Source organism: Helcobacillus sp. ACRRO, assembly GCF_022347125.1.
Classification (GTDB): domain Bacteria; phylum Actinomycetota; class Actinomycetes; order Actinomycetales; family Dermabacteraceae; genus Helcobacillus; species Helcobacillus massiliensis.
Genome location: NZ_JAKRNG010000006.1, coordinates 103,964 through 122,658, shown reverse-complemented (window position 1 = coordinate 122,658; position 18,695 = coordinate 103,964). Strand labels below are relative to the sequence as shown.

Below are 18,695 nucleotides of genomic sequence, written 5' to 3'. Positions count from 1 at the left end.
CGCGGGGAGGGTGCGCGCTCGACGGGGCGGCGCGGCCGTCGGCGTATAGAAGCAGCCTGTTCGGTATAGCGGCCTGGTGTGCCGCTATACGCCGATGCTCGCCCAAACGAAACCGCCCGGCCCACCCCGTAAAGGGGCAGAACCGGGCGGTTCCCGTGGCTCAGTCGGCCGGCACGAGCCGCGAGGCGAACGCCGAGGCGAGCGCCGACCGGTCGGGCTGAGCGGTGAGTGACCCCGAGGGGATCACATCATGCCGCCCATGCCTCCCATGCCGTCCATGCCGCCTGCGGCAGCAGCCGGATCGACCTTCTCCGGCTTGTCCGCGACCACGGCTTCGGTGGTGAGGAAGAGGCCGGCGATGGAGGCGGCGTTCTGCAGAGCGGAACGGGTCACCTTCACCGGGTCGAGAACGCCTGCAGCGATGAGGTTCTCGTACTCGCCGGTTGCAGCGTTCAGGCCCTCGCCCACGGGCAGGCCCTTCACCTTCTCCGCCACAACGCCGCCCTCGAGGCCGGCGTTGACGGCGATCTGCTTCAGCGGTGCCTCAACACCGACCTGGACGATCTTCGCGCCGGTCGCCTCGTCGCCCTGGAGGTCCAGGGTCTCGAAGGCTTCCTTGCCGGCCTGCAGAAGGGCCACGCCGCCACCGGCGACGATGCCCTCTTCGACAGCGGCCTTGGCGTTGCGCACGGCGTCCTCGATGCGGTGCTTGCGCTCGTTGAGCTCCACCTCGGTGGCTGCGCCCGCCTTGATGACGGCGACGCCGCCGGCGAGCTTCGCGAGGCGCTCCTGGAGCTTCTCGCGGTCGTAGTCCGAGTCGGAGTTCTCGATCTCAGCACGGATCTGGTTGACGCGACCAGAGATCTGGTCGGCGTCGCCGGCGCCCTCAACGATGGTGGTCTCGTCCTTGGTGACGACGACCTTGCGGGCACGGCCGAGGGAGTCGAGGTCCGCACCCTCGAGGGTGAGGCCGACCTCCTCGGAGATGACGGTGCCGCCGGTGAGGGTGGCCATGTCCTGCAGCATCGCCTTGCGGCGATCGCCGAAGCCCGGTGCCTTGACGGCGACGGACTTGAACACGCCGCGCAGCTTGTTCACCACGAGGGCCGGGAGGGCTTCGCCGTCCACGTCCTCAGCGATGATCAGCAGCGGCTTGCCGGACTGGATGACCTTGTCCAGGATTGGCAGCAGGTCCTTCATGTTGGAGACCTTGCCGGAGGTGAGCAGGATGTACGGGTCCTCCAGGACCGCTTCCTGACGCTCGGCGTCAGTCACGAAGTAGGGCGAGATGAAGCCCTTGTCGAAGCGCATGCCCTCGGTGAGCTCGAGCTCCAGACCGGTGGTGTTGGAGTCCTCAACGGTGATGACGCCTTCCTTGCCGACCTTGTCGAGGGCTTCGGCGATGAGCTCGCCGATGGCCGGGTCAGCAGCGGAGATGGCGGCGGTGTTGGAGATCTGCTCCTTGGACTCGATCTCCACGGCCTGGCCCACGAGCTTCTCGGTGACCGCGGTGACGGCCTTGTCGATGCCGCGCTTCAGAGCGATCGGGTTGGCGCCGGCGGCCACGTTGCGCAGGCCCTCGCGGACGAGTGCCTGGGCGAGGACGGTGGCGGTGGTGGTGCCGTCACCGGCGACGTCGTCGGTCTTCTTCGCGACTTCCTTGACGAGCTCCGCGCCGATCTTCTCGTACGGATCCTCGAGTTCGATTTCCTTCGCGATGGACACGCCGTCGTTCGTGATGGTCGGGGCGCCCCAGGACTTCTCCAGGACGACGTTGCGTCCCTTCGGGCCCAGGGTGACCTTCACGGCGTCTGCGAGCTGGTTCATGCCCGACTCGAGACCGCGGCGAGCTTCCTCGTCAAAGGCGATGAGCTTTGCCATGTGGAAATTCTCCCGTGTTCTGTTCTGGTTCCGGAGCGATGCCCGCGACGGACGATGGCGCCCGGGGCGTTCTGGTCACGCTCGGGCGGCATCTCACCGCTGCCGGATCTCCTGCCGACGGGTGCAGCGCCCCCGGTTCCACCCGGCGGATCCTGTCACTCGTTCGGCATGAGTGCCAGGCCATCATAAGCACTCGCACGCTGAGAGTGCTAATGCTTCCCGGGGGCCTCCTCTGCGCTGTCAGCGGACACGCCGATCCGCGGGGCGCGCACGGGCCGACGGGGCGCCAGCGCAGGGCTGCGTGCGGCACCCGTCGGACTTCTCCCCACCGTCCCAACGCGACACGGCGGGGTGATCAGTGGCACCCTGAGAGGGCACACTTCCGAGCCACTGAGGAGCGCCCATGTCGCAGCCCGGTTCCCATCGGCCGCCCATCACCCGTCGGCCCGCCGCTGCGCTGACCGCCGCCCTCGTCCTGGCGACCGCCTCCGCGCTGCCCGCCGCCGCAGCCCCGACCACGGCGCCCCGCTCCGCCTCTGCGCCCAGCGCACCGGCTGCACGCTCCGCGAAGGACGCACCCGCCGCGGACGACCGCGGGTATGAGGCCGACGGCTCCCCCATCTCCGGTGGGTCCTCGTTCGCCGGCGCGCCCTCGGTCGAGCCCGGCCGGTACCTCGACTCCTTCACCGCCGGAACGGACCAGGGCTGGGGCACCATGAAGGAGACGAAGCACTACCGGGTCACGCTGAAGAAGGGTGAGCGCCTCATTGTGACCGGCGCGCTCGTGCCGACCCCCAGCCCGAAGGCGACGCCGACGACCTCGGACAGTGTGAAGTCCACGATCGAACTGACCGACGGGCACGGCAACGACTGCGCGAAGTGGACGAGCAACGGGTTCAGTTTCCCCCACATCGCGGATGCGCCCCAGCGCGCCACTGCCGTCTCGACCGTTGCCGGCACCGGTGAGGACGGTGAGTGCGAACCCGGTGAGTTCGTCGCGAAGGTGACGCGCGAAGGCAACCTCAAGCAGTCCGAGACGATGCCGATGGAGCTGGTGTTCGCCGTCGAGGCACCCGCGCCGAGCCCGATGCCGCCCGAACCGGAGTGGGACGACGAGCCGGCCGTTCCCGCACCCACGGCCGGGTCCGCGAAGGACGACGTCACAGCGCTGGGCCGCTCCCGCAACAGCGCCCCGATCCTGAAGCCCGGCTCCTACGTGATCGAACTGCGGCCCGGTGAGACACGGATCGCCGGCGTGGACGTGAACGAGGGGCAGCGCCTGTCCTGGTCGATCTCGCCGCTTGACGCCGGCGAGGTCGAGGGAACGTGGAAACAGGCCGAGGTGATGATCCTGAATCCGCTCGGTCAGGAGGTGTACGACCCGGACGAGAACGCGTCCACCACGGTCAACCTCGATTCCAGCACCGGCGACTACCTGGGCAGCGCGATGCCCACCCCGGTCACGCTCGGCAACCAGAGGACGGATGCGGACAAGGAGCAGGCCTCGAACTGGTTGGGCGGCACCCACACCCTGCAGCTCAGCACGAAGGCCGACGCGTCGGACGAACCGAACACGGCGAAGCCGCGCCGCGTGGTCCTCACCCTCGCGGTGGACGGCACCGCCGGTGAGAACGCGGACGTGGACTACGGGAAGACCCGCGCCGAACAGGAGCAGGCGGTCAGCCGGGCGACATGGCTGCGCCGCGGCCTGTTCGTCGGCGCGGGCGTCCTCGGTGTGGTCGCCGTCGGGTCGGGCATCGCCGCAATCACGGCGCTGCGCCGGCGCCGCTGAAGGCACCCGTCAGGGCGCGGTGATGGGCCCGGCGGCGAGCGCGGGCTCGGGGCCGACGGTGCCCGCAGCACGCAGATCCGCTGACTGCGCAACCAGTGCCGCCGACGCGGCGAGCGCGTCGTTCGCGGCGTCGGCCGGGTTCATCATCAGCGCGAACACGAGCATCGCGATCGCACCGACCAGTGCCAGAACCGTTGCCGCGCCCAGGGCGATCCCGAGTCCGAGGCGGCGCGGCCCGCGCGGCGCCGCAGTGATGGGGGCGAACCCTGCTCCGGCGACGGGGCTGAAGGCCGGCGCGGACGTGGCGGCCGGGGCGGCAGTGGACCCGAGGCCGATCCGGGCGTCGGTCTGATCGACCGGGAGAACCGGCGTGCGGGTGCGGCCCGCGCTGTCGTCGACGATCTGCGTGGCGCCCGTCGGACTGTTCAGGACCGTCGGGCTGTCCGCGGCTGTCGGACTGCTCTGGGCCGTCGGAGCGTCCTGCTGGCGCGCACGCGCCGCCTGCGCGGCCGCCGCAGCGCCGAGCGCCTCTGCGCGGTTGCCGCCCGCCGCGCCTCCACCGGGCGCGGACTCGATGGCGGAGGGGGCCGTCGGCGCGCTGGGCTGCGCCGAGGTGGCGCCCGTCGGCTGCGCGGCCCGGGACTGCACGGTGGTGTCGTCCGCCGCGGGTGAGCCCACCTGCACGACAGCCCCGGTCGCGGTGCGGGCCTGCGCGGCCAGCTCCGGCGGCATCGGCGGGATCGCGTCCCGCACCTGCGCGGCCGACGGGCGCCGCAGCGGATCCGGGTCCAGCATCGCCATGATCAGCGCGGCCTGCTCGCTGCTCGCCCCCGCGGGCCGCATGATGGACCCGACGTGATGGCTCAGGGCGTCGAACGACGTCTGCGCCGAGTTCGGGATGCGCTGGCGCGGCGCCAGACAGTCCAGCGCGACCGACGCCGCCGCCCACACATCGACCGCGGCGGAGAACGCGCCCTCCGTCACCTGTTCCGGCGCCATGAACCCGGGGGTGCCGTTGACGAACCCGGTCGCGGTGAAGCGGTGGTCGTCGTTCTGCAGGGCGATGCCGAAGTCAGCGAGCCGCACCTCCGGCAGGCCGGAGCACGGCGCGGTGAACAGGATGTTCGCGGGCTTCACGTCGCGGTGGATCCAGCCGGCGGCGTGGATCGCGGCCAGGGCGTCGCACAGCTGGCGCAGCAGCGCGAACGTCAGATCGGGGCTGAGGGCACCGTTGGTGGCGAGGACATCGGACAGGGTGCCGCCGCGCGCCAGCGGCATCAGGATCGCAACCGCGTCATCCTCGGCGACCCACGAGTAGGGCGCGATGACGTGCGGGTGCGCGGCGAGCGCGTGGTTGCGCACCGACTGTTCGCGGACGAAGCGGAGGATGTTGGCGCTGTCGCGCTGCTGCAGCACCTTCGCGGCGCAGTCGCGGTCGCGTTTGAGGTCCCGGGCTCGCCACACCCACCCGCTGGCGCCCTGCGCGACGGGCTCAAGCAGTTCAACGCGGCCCGCGATCACTTCAGCCATAGGCCACCAGTGTAGGGGTCCGGCGGGCGCTGCGGCATCCGTCGGCCCCTCAGGTCAGAGTCGCGAACCGCTCCAGGTCGCGTTCGCTGCCCATCACGAGGATGGTGTCGCGCGCGGCGAACGTGGAGGTGTGGGTGACGTTCTCCCACCGGTCGGAGTTCAGCGGGAGGCGCGCCACCACGGTCACGCCGTAGGTCTTCTCCAGGCGCGCTTCGGGTGCGGAGCGCTCCAGCAGCATGTCCGGCGCCGCCATCGTCACCGCGGCGGCCCCGGCGCCGAGGGACATCCAGTCGCGGGCGAGGGACACCATGCGGTGGGCGGAGCGGCGCCCCATGTCGCGGGCAGGGTGCACGATGTGCTCCACCCCGAGCTGCTGCAGGATCACCTCGTGCTGGTCGGTCGCGGCCTTCACCCACAGCTGCCCGGTCGCCATCTGCAGCAGGTGGGAGGTGACGAGGATGTTCGCCCCCAGGTCACCGGAGGTCGCGACCACGACCAGGTCGAAGTCGTCCGCGCCAACCTGCTCCAGCAGTTCGGGGTTGGTGAAGTCGCCGACGATGACGCGGCTGAGGGTGTCGCTGAGCGCGTCCACGCGCGCGGGCGCCTGGTCCACGGCGAGGACGGAGACGCCGAGGGCCTTCAGCTCTCGGCACACCGCTTCGCCGTAGCGGCCGAGGCCGAGGACGAGGGCGGTGGAGATGCGGATGGAGTCGGTGCGGGGTGCTTTAGCCAATGATCGGCCTTTCTTCGGGTGAGGTGTACGCGAGGGGCCGGGCGCGCAGCGCGAGCGCGGTGCCGAGCGTCACGGGGCCCACGCGGCCCAGGAACATCAGCACGATGAGGACGATGCGGCTGGTGGTGGACAGATCCGCGGTGATGCCGGTGGACAGGCCCGTGGTGGAGATCGCGGAGATCACCTCGTACAGCACCCGGTCCAGTTCCACCGGCTCCAGCAGCAGGATCAGGCCCGTGCCCACCACCACGGCGAGGCCGTACAGGCCCATCACGGTCACGACCTGGCGGATCACGGCCGACGGGATCGCCCGGTGGAACGCGCGCACGCCCGTGTCACCGCGCAGCTCCGACAGGATGACGATCAGCACCACCGCCGCGGAGGTCACCTTCAGGCCGCCACCGGTGCCGGCGGGGCCGGCGCCGATGAACATGAGGATGTCGGTGCCGAACCAGGTCTCCGGGTGCATCTGGGAGATGTCCAGGGCGTTGAATCCGGCGGTGCGGGACGTAGTGGACTGGAAGAACGAGGCCAGCACCTTCTGCGCCGGGTTCATCGGGCCGAGCGTGGCGGGATTGGACCATTCGGGCACCAGCACGGCGAGGGTGCCTCCGAACAGCAGCACGGGCGTGCCGATCAGCATCAGTTTGGAGTTCAGGGTGAGGATGCGGTGGGGCCGCAGGCGGCGCAGCACCTCCAGGATCACGGGGTACCCGATGCCGCCGAGGATGATGGCGCCGGCGATGGGCAGCAGCACGAACGGGTCGGTGCCGAAGTCGATGAGGGATGAGGAGCGCAGCCCGAACCCGGCGTTGTTGAACGCGGACACGGCGTGGAAGACGCCGTACCAGGCGGACTTCCCCCACCCCATCTCGTAGTGGGTGTGCATGCGCAGCGTGAGAAGGACCGCGACCGCGCCTTCCACGGCGATGGTGACCAGGGCGATCATCCGCAGTGTGGAGCGGACGTGGCTGCCGGCACCGGAAGCGGTGGCCGTATCGAACACCTGGCGGTCGCGGATGCCGACGTGCCGGGCGGTCAGCAGCGCCAGCATCGTCACGAGGATCATGACGCCGAGGCCGCCGATCTGCATGAGGCACAGCAGGACGATCTGCCCGCCCACGGTCCACTGCTCGTCCGTGTTGAGGGTGACCAGGCCGGTCACGCAGAGGGCGGAGGTGGCGGTGAACAGGGCGTCGATGAACGGCGGGGGCTCCCCTTTGGAGGAGAACGGCATCATCAGCAGCGTGGTGCCGAGGGCGAGGACGCCCGCTGTGGCGAGGGCGATCAGCGCCGCGGGGCGCTGCAGAGCGGTGAGGGTGGCGCGCATGGTGCACCTCCGCTGGGGCGGGGAATCAGTCCCGGGTTACGGCTCGGTGACAACAGCGACGACGAGCGGGGTCTGGTAGTCCTCGGACTTCACCGGGTCACCAGCGCCGACGTCGGCGGCGAGGGCCTTCGCGGCGGGCAGGTCGGCGTCGTCGCGGTAGAAGACGGTTGTCTCATCCATCTTCTTGCCGTTGCCGGAGGTGACGTTCTCCCAGCCCTTCTCGCGCAGCACTTCGGTCCATTGGCCGGCGAGGCCGTTGGTCTTCGAGGCGTTGTTGACGCGCACCTTGATGGTGCGGTCCACGCTCTGCTCCTCCTCCGTGGGGTCGGCCGATGCTTCGTCGCTGGGTGCGGCCGATGCGGTGGTCTGCGGGGCGGGGTCCGGGGAGCGGGTGTAGGTGTCCTTCTCGCCGGTGAACTGGCTGATCAGCAGCAGGGCACCGATGAGGGCGAGAACGGCGATCGCCGCGATCACGATGTAGTTCAGGTTGGACTTCCAGAACGGTTCATCGGCGCGGTGCGATCCGCGCAGGGGCGCGTTCGCTGCTTCCCGGTCGAATTCGTCTGCCGGGTAGGGGTAATCAGTCTCTGCCACGGTCCTACACTAACGCGAACCACGCCTGATCGCGGGTGAGGCGACGCTCCGTGTTACCGGCGCCGCTCCCGAAGCTCTACCGGCGCCGCTCCCGCAGTCGGTTGATGAGTCCCGGTGCGTACGCCAGGGCCGCCGGGTCGTCGAGCAGCCGGTTGAGCCGCACGTGGTACTGGATGCTGGTCAGGCCGAGCTCGTCGCGGATCCGCTTCTCCTTTGCGCCAACGGATCGGAAGGTGCGCGATTCGAGGTCGATCAGGGCGCGCGCGTCGTCGGACAGCCCGGTGGGCTCGCCGGGCTCGGTGGGGTCGGGGGCGTCGGTCATGCGCAGCAGTCTAGGGGCCGACGGATGCGGCACCCGTCGGCCGCCCCCGGCTGGCCGACCAGCCGGCCCCGCTAGCCTGACGGCATGCCTGACCACGAACCCCAGCCGCCCACTCAGTCCGCCGCCGGTGCATCGCCCGGCCCGAAGCCGCTGAGGGAGATCATCGACCCCGACTGGGCCCGCGCTCTCGCGGACGTCGAACCCGTCGTGCACCGCATGGGTGACTTCCTGCGCGCCGAGCAGGCCGCCGGGCGCGGCTTCCTCCCCGCCGGGGACGCGATCCTGCGAGCCTTCACCACGCCGATGCCACAGGTGCGGGTGCTGATCGTGGGACAGGACCCCTACCCCACCCCCGGCCACCCGATCGGGCTGAGCTTCGCGGTCAACCCGGACGTGCGGCCGATCCCGCGGTCGCTCGTGAACATCTATCAGGAGCTGCGGGACGACCTCGGCGTCGCCACTCCCGACCACGGCGACCTCAGCGCCTGGCAGGACCAGGGCGTGCTCCTGCTCAACCGGTGCCTCACCGTGCAGCCCGGCGCACCCGCCAGTCACCGCGGGAAGGGATGGGAGGAGGTCACCGATGCGGCGATCCGCGCGCTCGTAGCCCGCGAGGAGCCCCTGGTGGCGATTCTGTGGGGGCGCGACGCCCGCTCACTGAAGCCGCTGCTGGGCGACACGCCGACTGTTGAGTCCGCGCACCCGTCACCGCTGTCGGCGCGGCGCGGGTTCTTCGGGTCCCGGCCGTTCTCCACCGCGAACCGTCTGCTGCAGGAGCAGGGCGCGCACCCCATCGACTGGGCGCTCTCCTGACCGAGCAGCCACGTGGTGGCCCCAGTCAGGGTCCGGGCCGGGAACAGTGATAGTAATGAGCCCACTGACCACCACCGCCGCCGAAGGAGACGCCGATGACGCAGCCGCGTCCGCATGATGAGGCACTGCGAGCCGACCTCGTCGCCGCCGCCACTGTCCGCCTCGCCGACCGGGGACCGGACGCGCTGTCGCTGCGGGAGGTCTCCGCCGCGTGCGGCACCTCCACCACCGCGATCTACGCCCTGTTCGGCGGAAAAGTGCAGCTCATCGATGCCGTCATCGACGAAGGCTGGGAGCGCCTCACCACCGCCCTGACCAGCATCGACTTCGACCCCCACCCGCAGCGTCGGCTGCGGGACCTCGGCGTGGCCTACCGCTGCTGGTCCCGCGACAACCGCGAACTGTACGCCGCCATGTTCACCCGCGACAGCGGCACCGACGGGGCCCCGCTGCCCGCTGTCTCCGCCGGCATCCGCAAGGCCACCGTCCCGTTCCACCAGGCGTCCTACGCCGCCATCCTCGGCACCGAGCTCACCCCCGACTCCCCCTCCAGCATCGACGACGCGGAGCAGCAGGAGCTCATCTGCAACGTCGTCACCGCGATGTGGGTCAGCCTGCACGGCTGGATGAGCTTCACCGGGCTCCGCCTCGTGGACCCCAGCGACGTCTCGTTCGAGGAGTTCATCCCGCAGCTCGTGGACGCCGCCGTGAAGTCCGGGCAGGAGCTGTACAACCCGGAGAGCGGACAGCAGCGCCACCCGTGGGCCGCCGCAGGCGCTCGCAGCCCCTACACGCCCGACTGACGCCCCGGCCGATCCGCCGACCGGAACTCCACCTCGACCTCCGGATGCCGGCGGCTGAACCGCTCACGCATCACCTCGATCGCCTGCGGGTTCTCATCCACGAGGACGAACCGCCGCCCCAGCTGCGCCGCGGCCGCGCCCGTGGTGCCCGAGCCGGCGAAGAAGTCCAGCACCCAGTCGCCCTCCCGGCTGGACGCCTGCACGATCCGGCGCAGCACCCCCTCCGGCTTCTGCGTGGCGTACCCCGTCTTCTCCCGGCCCGTGGGCGAGACGATCGTGTGCCACCACACGTCCGTGGGGAGCTTGCCGCGCGCCGCCTTCTCCGGCGTCACCAGCCCCGGCGCCATATACGGCTCGCGGTCCACATCCTCGGAGTTGAAGGAGTAGGCCGACGGGTTCTTCACGTACACCAGGATCGTGTCGTGCTTGGCGGGCCAGCGCCGCTTCGTGCGGGCGCCGTAGTCGTACGCCCAGATGATCTCGTTGAGGAAGCAGTCGCGGCCGAACAGAACATCGAGCAGCACCTTCGCATAGTGCGCTTCCCGGTAGTCGAGGTGCAGGTAGAGGGTGCCGGTGTCGGTGAGGATGCGGCGGGCGTGCTCGAGGCGAGGTTCGAGGAAGTCCCAGAAGTCGGCGAAGGTGTCGCTGTAGCCGTAGAGGGTGCCCTTGACGGTGTCGTAGCTCTGCCCCTTGAACCCGACGCGTGAGCCCGCCGTGCCGAGGGCTGATCGGGTGGTGGTGATCGACTGCCGCTGCTGCCGCCGGCCCGTGTTGAACGGCGGGTCGATGTAGATCAGCTGGAACGATTCGTCCGGCAGGGTGCGCAGAACCTCGAGGTTGTCGGCGCTGACCACCGTGTTCGGGGCGTCCGGGTGCCAGAAGTCGGGAGTCGGTGCGGGCATGGGACCAACCCTATCCGCGGTCCGCGCACGACCGATCCATCGACGTATTCGGGTCTTGTCGCGCCGGCGCTCCCGAATCCGCAGACCGATCGGCGGCACCGGAGGTGGCGAGGGCGCGCGAGGCGGGGCGGGGCAGCAGAACGCCCCGCCGGGTGGGCCGACGGGGCGGTGCGAGAGCTGGAGACGGGAATCGAACCCGCAACCACCTGTTTACAAGACAGGTGCGCTACCGTTGCGCCACTCCAGCGGGGATGGATCGGCCAGCGCGGCCGGCCGAACATCGCGCCTCAGTGTAGCCGATCGCGACCCCGCCCCCAGCACCCAGCGGGGCACCGCATGGGCGGGGTCACGAGACGGATCCGAGCCTCAATCGCTGGCGATCGGGGCGCGCTGGAACCCGTCGGCTGCGATCACTCCTTGGGGGCGTCCGCGCCCTGGACCGCCTTCTTCAGCTCACCGGGCTGAGTCCAGTTGCCCTGCCATTCCTCACCGTTGATGAACACGGCCGGGGTGGCGCGGGACAGGTCCTTGCCTGCGGGCTCGGCGTACTTCGAAGCCCAGCCCTGGTACTTGTTGGAGGAGATGCACTGCTGCGTCTCCTTGGAGGCGCCGGCGTCCTTGGCGTACTTCACCATCTGCTGGTTCGTGAGGCCGGGGCCGGTCTCCTCGGGCTGGTTCTTGAACAGTTCGAGCTGGAACTTCATGAAGAGGTCCGGAGACTCCTCATAGGTGCAGACAGCGGCGCCGGCAGCGCGGCTGGAGTAGAAGTCTGCGGAGGCGCCGTCGAGGCCGGTGCGCACGTTGTAGCGCAGCGTCACCTCGCCGTTCTTCGCCAGCTCGTTGAGGTCCTCGCCGTTGATCTTCTCGAACTCGCCGCAGAACGGGCAGTTGAAGTCGAGGACAATATCGACCTTCGGCGCGGAGCCGGGCTCAGCACCCACGACGAGAGCGGGGTCCTTCGGATCGAGCGTGGTCGTCTCGATGACCTTCGCGCGAGGATCATCCTTGCCCGCGGTGGCCTTCCAAATGCCGTAGCCGATGCCGCCGGCGAGCAGCAGGGCCAGGATCGTGACCACGGCGATGACGGCTCGGCGGATGTTCCGCTGGCGCTTCAGCTCGGCTTGGCGCTGCTTGCGCAGACGCTCCCGCTGGGCATCGCGGCTGGTGGCCTGTCCGCTGGCACGTGACGACATTCGAACTCCTCGACGATGTGGGGCTGGTGGGGCCTACCGTGTCATTAAAGCCTGGTGGGGCGGCGGCCTCCTAGTCCCTCGGGCGGACGTCACGGTCCGGCGGTCAGCGCCGCCAGAAGGCGAGGGTGTCGAACGTCGGCATGCCGGTGAACGGGAAATAGTCGATGGTGCCGCCGCGCGCCAGGATGGTGACGCCCACGGCGATCAGCAGCGCCAGCAGCAGGAACGCCATGATCATCGTCCAGAGTCCGTCGGGCGCGGCCGCATCGACCACGCGGTGGGCGCCGTTGCGGGTGAGGCGGCTGGACAGACCGATCCAGCACAGCAGGATCGTGAAGCCGACGATCCCCGCGCCGTACCAGGACAGCGGCAGGTGCGCATGGAAGCCGTAGAAGGCGACCGCGTCGATCGCGAGCACGAAGACCAGCCCGAGGATGAACGGGAACATCGCCAGCAGTATCGATTCGAGCAGGGCGACGGCGAACCTGGGCAGCGCGAACATCACGGCGCCCGCTCCCCCGCTGCGGCCGCTGCGGGCACGGGCCCGTTCGCCGGACTCCCAGGTGCGCTGCCACGTGCGGGCCAAGGCGCTGACCAGCAGGAAGACGATGATGGCGGTGAAGGGGGCGATGGCGCCGAGCGCTGTCATCAGCACAATGCCGAGCCACACGAGCCACGGCCGGCGGGGCGGCAGCATCGGGGCCGCCATCCCCGGGTGGGCCGACGGGTTCGGGTAGTGCTGCAGCTCGTAGCCCTGCCGCAGGTGGTCGGGCGCGGCCACGGGCCGGTGCTGCGGCGGTGCGTACGCCGGGGCCGGCGCCACCTGCTGAGCCGGTTGCACCTGCTGGAACTGGGCCTGCTGGGCGTAGGACTGTTGGAACTGCTGCTGGTGGTGGATCGGCTGGGTCGGGACGGGGCCGCCGTGGGGCACCCCGCCGTTCGCACCGTACGGTGCGCTGGGCGATTCGAGCGGCACCACCGGCAGTGCCTTCGTGGGGTGCTGTTCGTGGCCGTAGACAGGCAGCACCTCGGTGCGGGGCGCCTCGTCAGCCGCCTCGCCAGCGTCATCGGCGGCCGCATCGCCTGCCGAGTCGTCGAGAGCGTCGAGCCGCGCCGTTGCCATCGGGTCCGCGGCGGGCTCGTCCCGACGCTGGGGCCGCTCAACGGTCGGATGCACGGGCCGCGCATCGCGTGAGCCGCCAGCGCCGAGTGCGGAGCTGCCGCCCTTCGCGGGGGCATCCACCGCGGTCGCCGGATCGAGGTCGAGGCGGGCAAGGCGGTGGATCAGATCCTCCGGATCGGGGCGGTCCTGCACGCGGGGCTGCAGGGCGTCCCGCAGCCAGTCAGCGAGCTGAGCGGGCAGACCGTCCACGTCGACCTCGCCGCGCTCTGCGCGCAGAAAAACCACATCGGGGCGGCCGGAGCCGAACGGGTCGCGGCCGGTCGCGGCGAATGCGATCAGGCCCGCCCACGCCCACCAGTCCACTTCGGGGCCGGTCTCGTTGGTGCGGACCACTTCTGGGTCGAGGTAGGCGGCGGTGCCCATCATGAGGCCGGTGGAGGTGAGGCGGGAGTCCTCCCTCGCCTGCGCGATGCCGAAGTCGATGATGACGGGGTCGATGCGGGACCCGTCGGCCGAGAACTCCGTGAGCTCGGAGGGGCGGGCGCCGCGGATCATGATGTTCGAGGGCTTGAGGTCGCGGTGGATGATGCCGGCGGCGTGGATCTCCTGGAGCGCTTCGCCGAGGACCACGCCGATCTCACGGACGACTTCGAGGTGGAGCGCGCCGTGGCGGCGCACCGCCTCGTCCAGGGTGGGTCCGGGGATGAACTCGGTGACGATGAAGGCGCCGTCGCCGTCGAGTTCGGCGTCCAGGGGGCGGGCGATCTGGTCAGAGCTGACCCGCTGCAGGGCCGCGACCTCGCGGCGGAGGCGTGTGCGGGCGTTCTCGTCGCTCGCCACCTCGGGGCGCAGCAGCTTGAGGGCGACATCGTTACCGGCGCCGTCTTCGGCGAGGTACACGATGCCCATGCCGCCGGACCCAATCTTGCGGAGGATCGTGTACCCGGATTCGCTGAGCGCTGAGGAAGATGGCGACATGCCCTCCATGCTAGCCAGCAGGTGCCTACCGGCCCCCATCCTCGGGTATGGAGAATTCCCCATGGCCTCATCCGCTGGTCGTCAACACCGAGGGCGCCTCCTTGCCGACGCCGCACAGCCCGCGGCTCTGTGCGAGCTGAACACCCCCATACCCCTGAGGGGTATACGATGGGTGCGTTGCTGTTCCCAACCGAGGAGGATCCATGACCACCCAGACCTACGCCGTCACCGGCCTCACCTGCGGCCACTGCGCCGCCGCCATCACCGACGAGGTCAGCGAGATCACCGGCGTCAGCAACGTGAACGTCGACCTGAACGTCGGCGGCGAATCGACCCTCACGTTCGACGCCGCTGAGCCCGTCTCCGCCGACGCTCTTCGCGAGGCCATCGGCGAAGCCGGCGACGCCTACACCCTCATCGCCGACTGACGACTCCGCACCGCCGGCCCCGCCTGTGGCGCCGGTGGGGACCGCTCCCCCTCGTTCCCCGTCGATCATGCAGGCGGGATCCATTAGCGTGATCCACGACTCCCCGCCCCTCGACCTGAAGGAATGCGATGCGATCAGCAATCTTCGACCAGAAGAACCAAGAGATCCAGACCAACGAACGCTGGGCCCTCCAGTCCGACCGCCTGCTGCGCTGCGCCCTCGGCCCGCAGTCTCCTGAGATCATCGCGCGCGCCGGCGCCATGGTCGCGTACCAGGGCCAGATGGACTTCGCCTACCAGGGCTCCGGCGGCGGCATGAAGCTGCTGAAGAAGATGGCCACCGGCGAAGGCGCCAACATCATGCGCGTGCGCGGCCAGGGCGAGGTGTTCTTCGCCAACCAGGCCGAGCACGTGTTCCTCATCCAGCTCGAGGGCGACGCCATCACCCTCAACACCAAGAGCCTGCTTGCGTTCGACTCCTCCATCGAGTGGGACATCCGCTCCCTCGGCAGCGCCGGCGCCGGCTTCTTCGCCGGCGGGTTCTTCAACCTGTTCCTGCAGGGCCAGGGCATGGTCGCCGTCACCTCCGACGGCCCTCCGCTCCTGCTCGACTGCTCCCAGCAGCCCACCTACGTGGATCCGCAGGCGGCCGTGTGCTGGTCGGCGAACCTCACCCCGCAGGTGAAGAACGACTTCAAGATGGGCTCCCTCATCGGCCGCGGCTCCGGCGAATCGTTCCAGCTCGGCTTCCACGGCCCCGGCTTCGTGGTCGTGCAGCCGTCCGAGGGTGCGCCCGTCGTCACCACCAGCTGACGGCGCACAGACTCTCTCCCTCCGTCCACCCGTCGGGTCCGCTGGCACCGGGCCCGGTGGAGCAAGGGGCGTCGCTCGCGCGGCGCCCCTTCGGTCTGCCCAGAATCCGTCGGCCCAGGCGGGGAGGTTGTGTGAAGTCCTGCCGACGGGGCCCGCTTTTCATTGGGCAGCGCCCGCCCGAGCGATACAGTTAACGCAACTGCGGCCTTGTCAAAACTCGTCGCGCCCCGTGGACGCCCCTCGCGCCCCGCCGCGCACACCACAACAGGCCCACCACCCTGCGCAACCGATGAGGAAGTCAGTGACCGAAACCTTTGAGACCACCCCGTTCCGCCTCGCCGTGATCGGCGCCGGCCCCGCTGGCGTGTACGCCGCCGAAACGCTCATGCGCAGCGAACAGGTGACCAGCGGCCGCCTCGCCGTCGAGGTCGATCTGTTCGACGCCCTGCCCGCACCGTTCGGCCTCATCCGCTACGGCGTCGCCCCCGACCACCCGCGCATCAAGGGGATCATCCGCGCCCTCCACCGCATCCTCGGTCGCGGCGACATGCGCTTCTTCGGCAACGTGGTCTTCGGTCGCGACATCACCCTCGAGGACCTCCGCGAGCACTACGACGGCGTCGTGTTCTCCACCGGCGCCCTCAAGGACGCCCAGCTGAACATCCCCGGCATCGACCTCGACGGCTCCTACGGCGCCGCCGACTTCGTCGCCTGGTACGACGGCAACCCCGACTACCCGCGCACCTGGCCGCTCGACCACGAATCCGTCGGCGTCATCGGCAATGGCAACGTGGCCCTCGACGTGGCCCGCATGCTCTCCAAGAGCGGCGACGAACTCCTGAAGACCGAAATCCCCGCCAACGTGTACCTCGGCAAGCAGGATTCGAAGATCACCGACGTCCACGTGTTCGGCCGCCGCGGCCCCGCCCAGACCAAGTTCACCCCGCTGGAGGCGCGCGAACTCGCCCACCCGAAGGGCGTGCAGGTCGTCATGGACCCGCGCGACATGGAGCAGATCACCGACGCCGAGTGGGAGAAGATCCGCGCCGACAAGCGCACGGACCAGATCGTCCGCACCTTCGAGGGCTGGCTGGCCGACCAGCAGGAGCGCGAAGAGAGCGGCGAGCAGCCGACGGATGCCCACGGAGGCGAGGTCAAGGTCCGCCTGCACATGCACTTCTGGCACCGCCCCGTTGAGGTCCTCGGCTCCGGCGAGAAGGACGAGGAAGGCCAGCCCACCGGCCACGTCACCGGGATGCGCTTCGAGCGCACCGCGTTCGACGAGCATGAGCAGCTGATCGGCACCGGCGAGTACGTGGACTACGAACTCGGCCAGGTGTACCGCGCTGTCGGCTACTTCGGCTCCGAACTCGCCGACGTCCCCTACAACGCCGACCGCGGCGTCATCCACAACACCGGCGGCCGCGTCACCGACGCTGAGGGTGCTGTGCAGTCCGGCCTGTACGCGAACGGGTGGATCAAGCGCGGACCCGTCGGCCTCATCGGCGCCACCAAGTCCGACGCCCTCGAGACCGTCACCCACATGCTGGAGGACATCGAGTCCGGCGCCCTCACCCCGTGCGCCGACCGCTCCGCTGACTCCGTGGTGCGGATGCTCGAGGACCGCGGTATCGAGTACACCGACTGGGACGGCTGGATGCAGCTGCACGACCACGAGGTCGCGCTCGGCGCCGCCGAACAGGACGCCGACGGCAACGCCCGCCCGTCCGTGAAGGTCGTGGACCGTGACGAGATGGTCCGGGTGTCCCGCGAGAAGAAGGCCGACGCCAGCGCCTGATCCCGACCCGGCGCTGCCGCCGCTGTTTCCCGTAGCGGGCCGGCCGGACCGTCAGAGCACGCGGGAGAGGAAGTCCTTCGTCCGCTTGTGCTGCGGATCGGCCAGCACGGTCGCGGGGTCGCCCTCCTCAACGATGACCCCGTCGGCCATGAAGACCAGCTTGTCGCCCACCTCGCGGGCGAAGCCCATCTCGTGCGTCACCACCATCATGGTCATGCCCTCGGCGGCGAGCTCCCGCATCACCCCGAGAACATCGCCGACGAGCTCCGGGTCGAGCGCGGAGGTCGGCTCGTCGAACAGCATCATGTCCGGCTCCATCGAGAGCGCCCGCGCAATCGCGACGCGCTGCTGCTGACCACCGGACAGCTGGCTCGGCATCGCCTGGCCGCGCTCCCCCAGACCCACACGGTCCAGGTTCGCCTGCGCGACCTTGCGCGCGTCTTCCTTGGAGCGGCCCAGCACCTTCCGCTGCGCCAGGACCAGGTTCTCCATCACGTCCAGGTGGCTGAACAGGTTGAACCCCTGGAACACCATGCCGATGCGGGAGCGGACACGGTCCAACTCCGTCTCCGGGTCGGTGATGTCGATGCCCTCGATGAGGACCTGGCCGCTCGTCGGCTCCTCCAGGCGGTTCACGCAGCGCAGCAGCGTGGACTTGCCGGACCCGGACGGGCCGATCACGCACACCACCTGTCCGTGGTCCACATGGAAGTCGATGCCGGTGAGCACCTTCTTGTCACCGAACGACTTGTGCAGGCCCCGCACCTCGATCGCCGGCGCAACGGGGTCCATCTCCTGCGTGGGATGCAGGGGCTTGTGGGTGTTCGTGCGGCTCATCGGGATCCGCCTCGCTTCCTCTCCATGCGCGACACGATGCGGGTCAGCGGCAGTGTGATGGCCAGGTAGAACACGGCGGCCATCGTCAGGGACGTGGCGGTGCCGGCGGTGGGGCCGGAGCTCATCATGTCGCGGGCGAAGATGGTGAGCTCCTTCTCGCTCGCGGCGATGCCGATCACGAACAGCAGGGACGTGTCCTTGATCAGGATGACCAGCTCGTTCGTCAGCGGCGGCAACACGATCCGCAGCGCCTGCGGCAGCGTCACCTGCACCATCGTCTGCGCCGGGGACATGCCCAGGGAGCGGGCCGCTTCGATCTGGCCCGGCGGGACCGCTTCGATGCCGGCGCGCAGCGTCTCCGCGAGGTACGCGGCGGCCACCATCATCAGGGCGAGCAGGCCCGCGCCGACGGGGCCGCCGGGGGCGCGCCACCCGAACGCGATCGGCACACCGAACGCCATGAACAGGATGACGATCAGGGCGGGCAGACCGCGGAACAGCTCGATGTAGGCGGTGGCGAGCCAGCGGAACGGCGCCACCGGTGCGAGCTTCATCAGCACCAGGACGAGGGCGAAGACGAACCCGCCGGTGAAGGAGATGATCGTGTAGAGGATCGTGTTCTTCGCGCCGATCAGCAGCATGGTGGGCCAGGTTTCGGCGATGCCGTCGAGCAGGAAGAAGTTGTCGGCGATGGCGGGCCAGTCGGCGAGTGCGATCGCGGCGATGACGAGGAGGATGAACAGGGCGTAGAGCGACCAGTGGATCGCCCGCCTGCGTTGGGTACGGGTCACGGGATGGCTTTCGTCAAGGGGGAAGAGGAGTGGGC

Annotated in this window: 17 protein-coding genes and 1 tRNA gene; 6 read left to right on the top strand and 12 right to left on the bottom strand. The window is 69.8% G+C overall.

Annotated features, from left to right (window positions below):
- Positions 1-243: 243 nt before the first annotated feature.
- Complete coding sequence (groL, locus tag MHY20_RS03810; RefSeq protein ID WP_183376504.1) at positions 244-1,881, bottom strand: chaperonin GroEL; 1,638 nt, start codon at positions 1,879-1,881, stop codon at positions 244-246.
- A gap of 403 nt (positions 1,882-2,284) precedes the next feature.
- Here groL and MHY20_RS03805 point away from each other — a divergent pair, with 403 nt between their 5' ends.
- A complete protein-coding gene (locus MHY20_RS03805; RefSeq protein ID WP_239374926.1) occupies positions 2,285-3,673 on the top strand; it encodes a hypothetical protein in 1,389 nt (462 codons plus the stop codon).
- A 9-nt stretch (positions 3,674-3,682) separates the two neighbouring features.
- Here the strand turns inward: MHY20_RS03805 and MHY20_RS03800 are convergent, their stop codons facing one another.
- From MHY20_RS03800 to MHY20_RS03780, 5 genes are all read right to left on the bottom strand, one after another.
- Positions 3,683-5,203: a serine/threonine-protein kinase gene (locus MHY20_RS03800; protein WP_239374924.1), complete on the bottom strand. Its 1,521-nt coding sequence runs from the start codon at positions 5,201-5,203 to the stop codon at positions 3,683-3,685.
- Between the two features lie 49 nt (positions 5,204-5,252).
- Positions 5,253-5,936 (bottom strand): TrkA family potassium uptake protein, encoded by a 684-nt coding sequence (locus tag MHY20_RS03795; RefSeq protein ID WP_183376501.1) that lies wholly within the window; start codon positions 5,934-5,936, stop codon positions 5,253-5,255.
- On the bottom strand, positions 5,929-7,266 hold the full coding sequence (locus MHY20_RS03790) for a potassium transporter TrkG (protein WP_239374922.1): 1,338 nt from the start codon (positions 7,264-7,266) through the stop codon (positions 5,929-5,931). The genes MHY20_RS03795 and MHY20_RS03790 overlap by 8 nt, the downstream gene beginning before the upstream one ends.
- A 36-nt stretch (positions 7,267-7,302) precedes the next feature.
- Positions 7,303-7,860 carry a LytR C-terminal domain-containing protein gene (locus tag MHY20_RS03785; protein WP_183376499.1) on the bottom strand — a complete coding sequence of 186 codons (558 nt, stop codon included), beginning with the start codon at positions 7,858-7,860 and terminating at the stop codon, positions 7,303-7,305.
- A gap of 76 nt (positions 7,861-7,936) precedes the next feature.
- Complete coding sequence (locus MHY20_RS03780) at positions 7,937-8,182, bottom strand: DUF3263 domain-containing protein (RefSeq protein WP_239374920.1); 246 nt, start codon at positions 8,180-8,182, stop codon at positions 7,937-7,939.
- A gap of 84 nt (positions 8,183-8,266) precedes the next feature.
- Between MHY20_RS03780 and MHY20_RS03775 the strand changes: the two genes are divergently transcribed.
- A complete protein-coding gene (locus MHY20_RS03775) occupies positions 8,267-8,995 on the top strand; it encodes a uracil-DNA glycosylase (RefSeq protein ID WP_239374918.1) in 729 nt (242 codons plus the stop codon).
- A 95-nt stretch (positions 8,996-9,090) separates the two neighbouring features.
- Positions 9,091-9,798: a TetR/AcrR family transcriptional regulator gene (locus MHY20_RS03770; protein ID WP_239374916.1), complete on the top strand. Its 708-nt coding sequence runs from the start codon at positions 9,091-9,093 to the stop codon at positions 9,796-9,798.
- Here MHY20_RS03770 and MHY20_RS03765 read toward each other — a convergent pair.
- The 4 genes from MHY20_RS03765 to MHY20_RS03750 form a co-directional block, all read right to left on the bottom strand.
- Positions 9,783-10,700: a site-specific DNA-methyltransferase gene (locus MHY20_RS03765; protein ID WP_239374914.1), complete on the bottom strand. Its 918-nt coding sequence runs from the start codon at positions 10,698-10,700 to the stop codon at positions 9,783-9,785. The two genes, MHY20_RS03770 and MHY20_RS03765, sit on opposite strands and share 16 nt — an antisense overlap.
- A 175-nt stretch (positions 10,701-10,875) precedes the next feature.
- A tRNA-Thr gene (locus MHY20_RS03760) sits at positions 10,876-10,947 on the bottom strand.
- A 163-nt stretch (positions 10,948-11,110) separates the two neighbouring features.
- Positions 11,111-11,893, bottom strand: a complete 783-nt coding sequence (locus MHY20_RS03755) for a thioredoxin domain-containing protein (RefSeq protein WP_239374912.1) — start codon at positions 11,891-11,893, stop codon at positions 11,111-11,113.
- A 103-nt stretch (positions 11,894-11,996) separates the two neighbouring features.
- Complete coding sequence (locus tag MHY20_RS03750; RefSeq protein ID WP_239374910.1) at positions 11,997-13,994, bottom strand: serine/threonine-protein kinase; 1,998 nt, start codon at positions 13,992-13,994, stop codon at positions 11,997-11,999.
- Between the two features lie 203 nt (positions 13,995-14,197).
- Here MHY20_RS03750 and MHY20_RS03745 point away from each other — a divergent pair, with 203 nt between their 5' ends.
- From MHY20_RS03745 to MHY20_RS03735, 3 genes are all read left to right on the top strand, one after another.
- Positions 14,198-14,422 carry a cation transporter gene (locus tag MHY20_RS03745; RefSeq protein ID WP_183376485.1) on the top strand — a complete coding sequence of 75 codons (225 nt, stop codon included), beginning with the start codon at positions 14,198-14,200 and terminating at the stop codon, positions 14,420-14,422.
- 128 nt (positions 14,423-14,550) lie between these two features.
- Positions 14,551-15,234 carry an AIM24 family protein gene (locus tag MHY20_RS03740; RefSeq protein WP_183376483.1) on the top strand — a complete coding sequence of 228 codons (684 nt, stop codon included), beginning with the start codon at positions 14,551-14,553 and terminating at the stop codon, positions 15,232-15,234.
- 301 nt (positions 15,235-15,535) lie between these two features.
- Positions 15,536-17,032: an FAD-dependent oxidoreductase gene (locus tag MHY20_RS03735; RefSeq protein WP_239374908.1), complete on the top strand. Its 1,497-nt coding sequence runs from the start codon at positions 15,536-15,538 to the stop codon at positions 17,030-17,032.
- Between the two features lie 51 nt (positions 17,033-17,083).
- On the opposite strand, the gene MHY20_RS03730 is transcribed toward MHY20_RS03735, so the two are convergent.
- Complete coding sequence (locus MHY20_RS03730) at positions 17,084-17,869, bottom strand: amino acid ABC transporter ATP-binding protein (protein ID WP_221187287.1); 786 nt, start codon at positions 17,867-17,869, stop codon at positions 17,084-17,086.
- The gene (locus MHY20_RS03725) at positions 17,866-18,660 is read right to left on the bottom strand and encodes an amino acid ABC transporter permease (protein WP_183376479.1); all 795 of its coding nucleotides are present in this window, start codon (positions 18,658-18,660) and stop codon (positions 17,866-17,868) included. The genes MHY20_RS03730 and MHY20_RS03725 overlap by 4 nt, the downstream gene beginning before the upstream one ends.
- Between the last annotated feature and the right edge of the window lie 35 nt (positions 18,661-18,695).

Excerpts from the sequence above, each read along its gene's own strand:
- MHY20_RS03755 (WP_239374912.1), bottom strand. The coding sequence starts at position 11,893 with ATGTCGTCACGTGCCAGCGGACAGGCCACCAGCCGCGATGCCCAGCGG.
- MHY20_RS03800 (WP_239374924.1), bottom strand. The coding sequence starts at position 5,203 with ATGGCTGAAGTGATCGCGGGCCGCGTTGAACTGCTTGAGCCCGTCGCG.
- MHY20_RS03775 (WP_239374918.1), top strand. The coding sequence starts at position 8,267 with ATGCCTGACCACGAACCCCAGCCGCCCACTCAGTCCGCCGCCGGTGCA.
- MHY20_RS03745 (WP_183376485.1), top strand. The coding sequence starts at position 14,198 with ATGACCACCCAGACCTACGCCGTCACCGGCCTCACCTGCGGCCACTGC.
- MHY20_RS03780 (WP_239374920.1), bottom strand. The coding sequence starts at position 8,182 with ATGACCGACGCCCCCGACCCCACCGAGCCCGGCGAGCCCACCGGGCTG.
- MHY20_RS03765 (WP_239374914.1), bottom strand. The coding sequence starts at position 10,700 with ATGCCCGCACCGACTCCCGACTTCTGGCACCCGGACGCCCCGAACACG.
- MHY20_RS03730 (WP_221187287.1), bottom strand. The coding sequence starts at position 17,869 with ATGAGCCGCACGAACACCCACAAGCCCCTGCATCCCACGCAGGAGATG.
- MHY20_RS03750 (WP_239374910.1), bottom strand. The coding sequence starts at position 13,994 with ATGTCGCCATCTTCCTCAGCGCTCAGCGAATCCGGGTACACGATCCTC.
- MHY20_RS03770 (WP_239374916.1), top strand. The coding sequence starts at position 9,091 with ATGACGCAGCCGCGTCCGCATGATGAGGCACTGCGAGCCGACCTCGTC.
- MHY20_RS03790 (WP_239374922.1), bottom strand. The coding sequence starts at position 7,266 with ATGCGCGCCACCCTCACCGCTCTGCAGCGCCCCGCGGCGCTGATCGCC.
- MHY20_RS03805 (WP_239374926.1), top strand. The coding sequence starts at position 2,285 with ATGTCGCAGCCCGGTTCCCATCGGCCGCCCATCACCCGTCGGCCCGCC.
- MHY20_RS03740 (WP_183376483.1), top strand. The coding sequence starts at position 14,551 with ATGCGATCAGCAATCTTCGACCAGAAGAACCAAGAGATCCAGACCAAC.
- groL (WP_183376504.1), bottom strand. The coding sequence starts at position 1,881 with ATGGCAAAGCTCATCGCCTTTGACGAGGAAGCTCGCCGCGGTCTCGAG.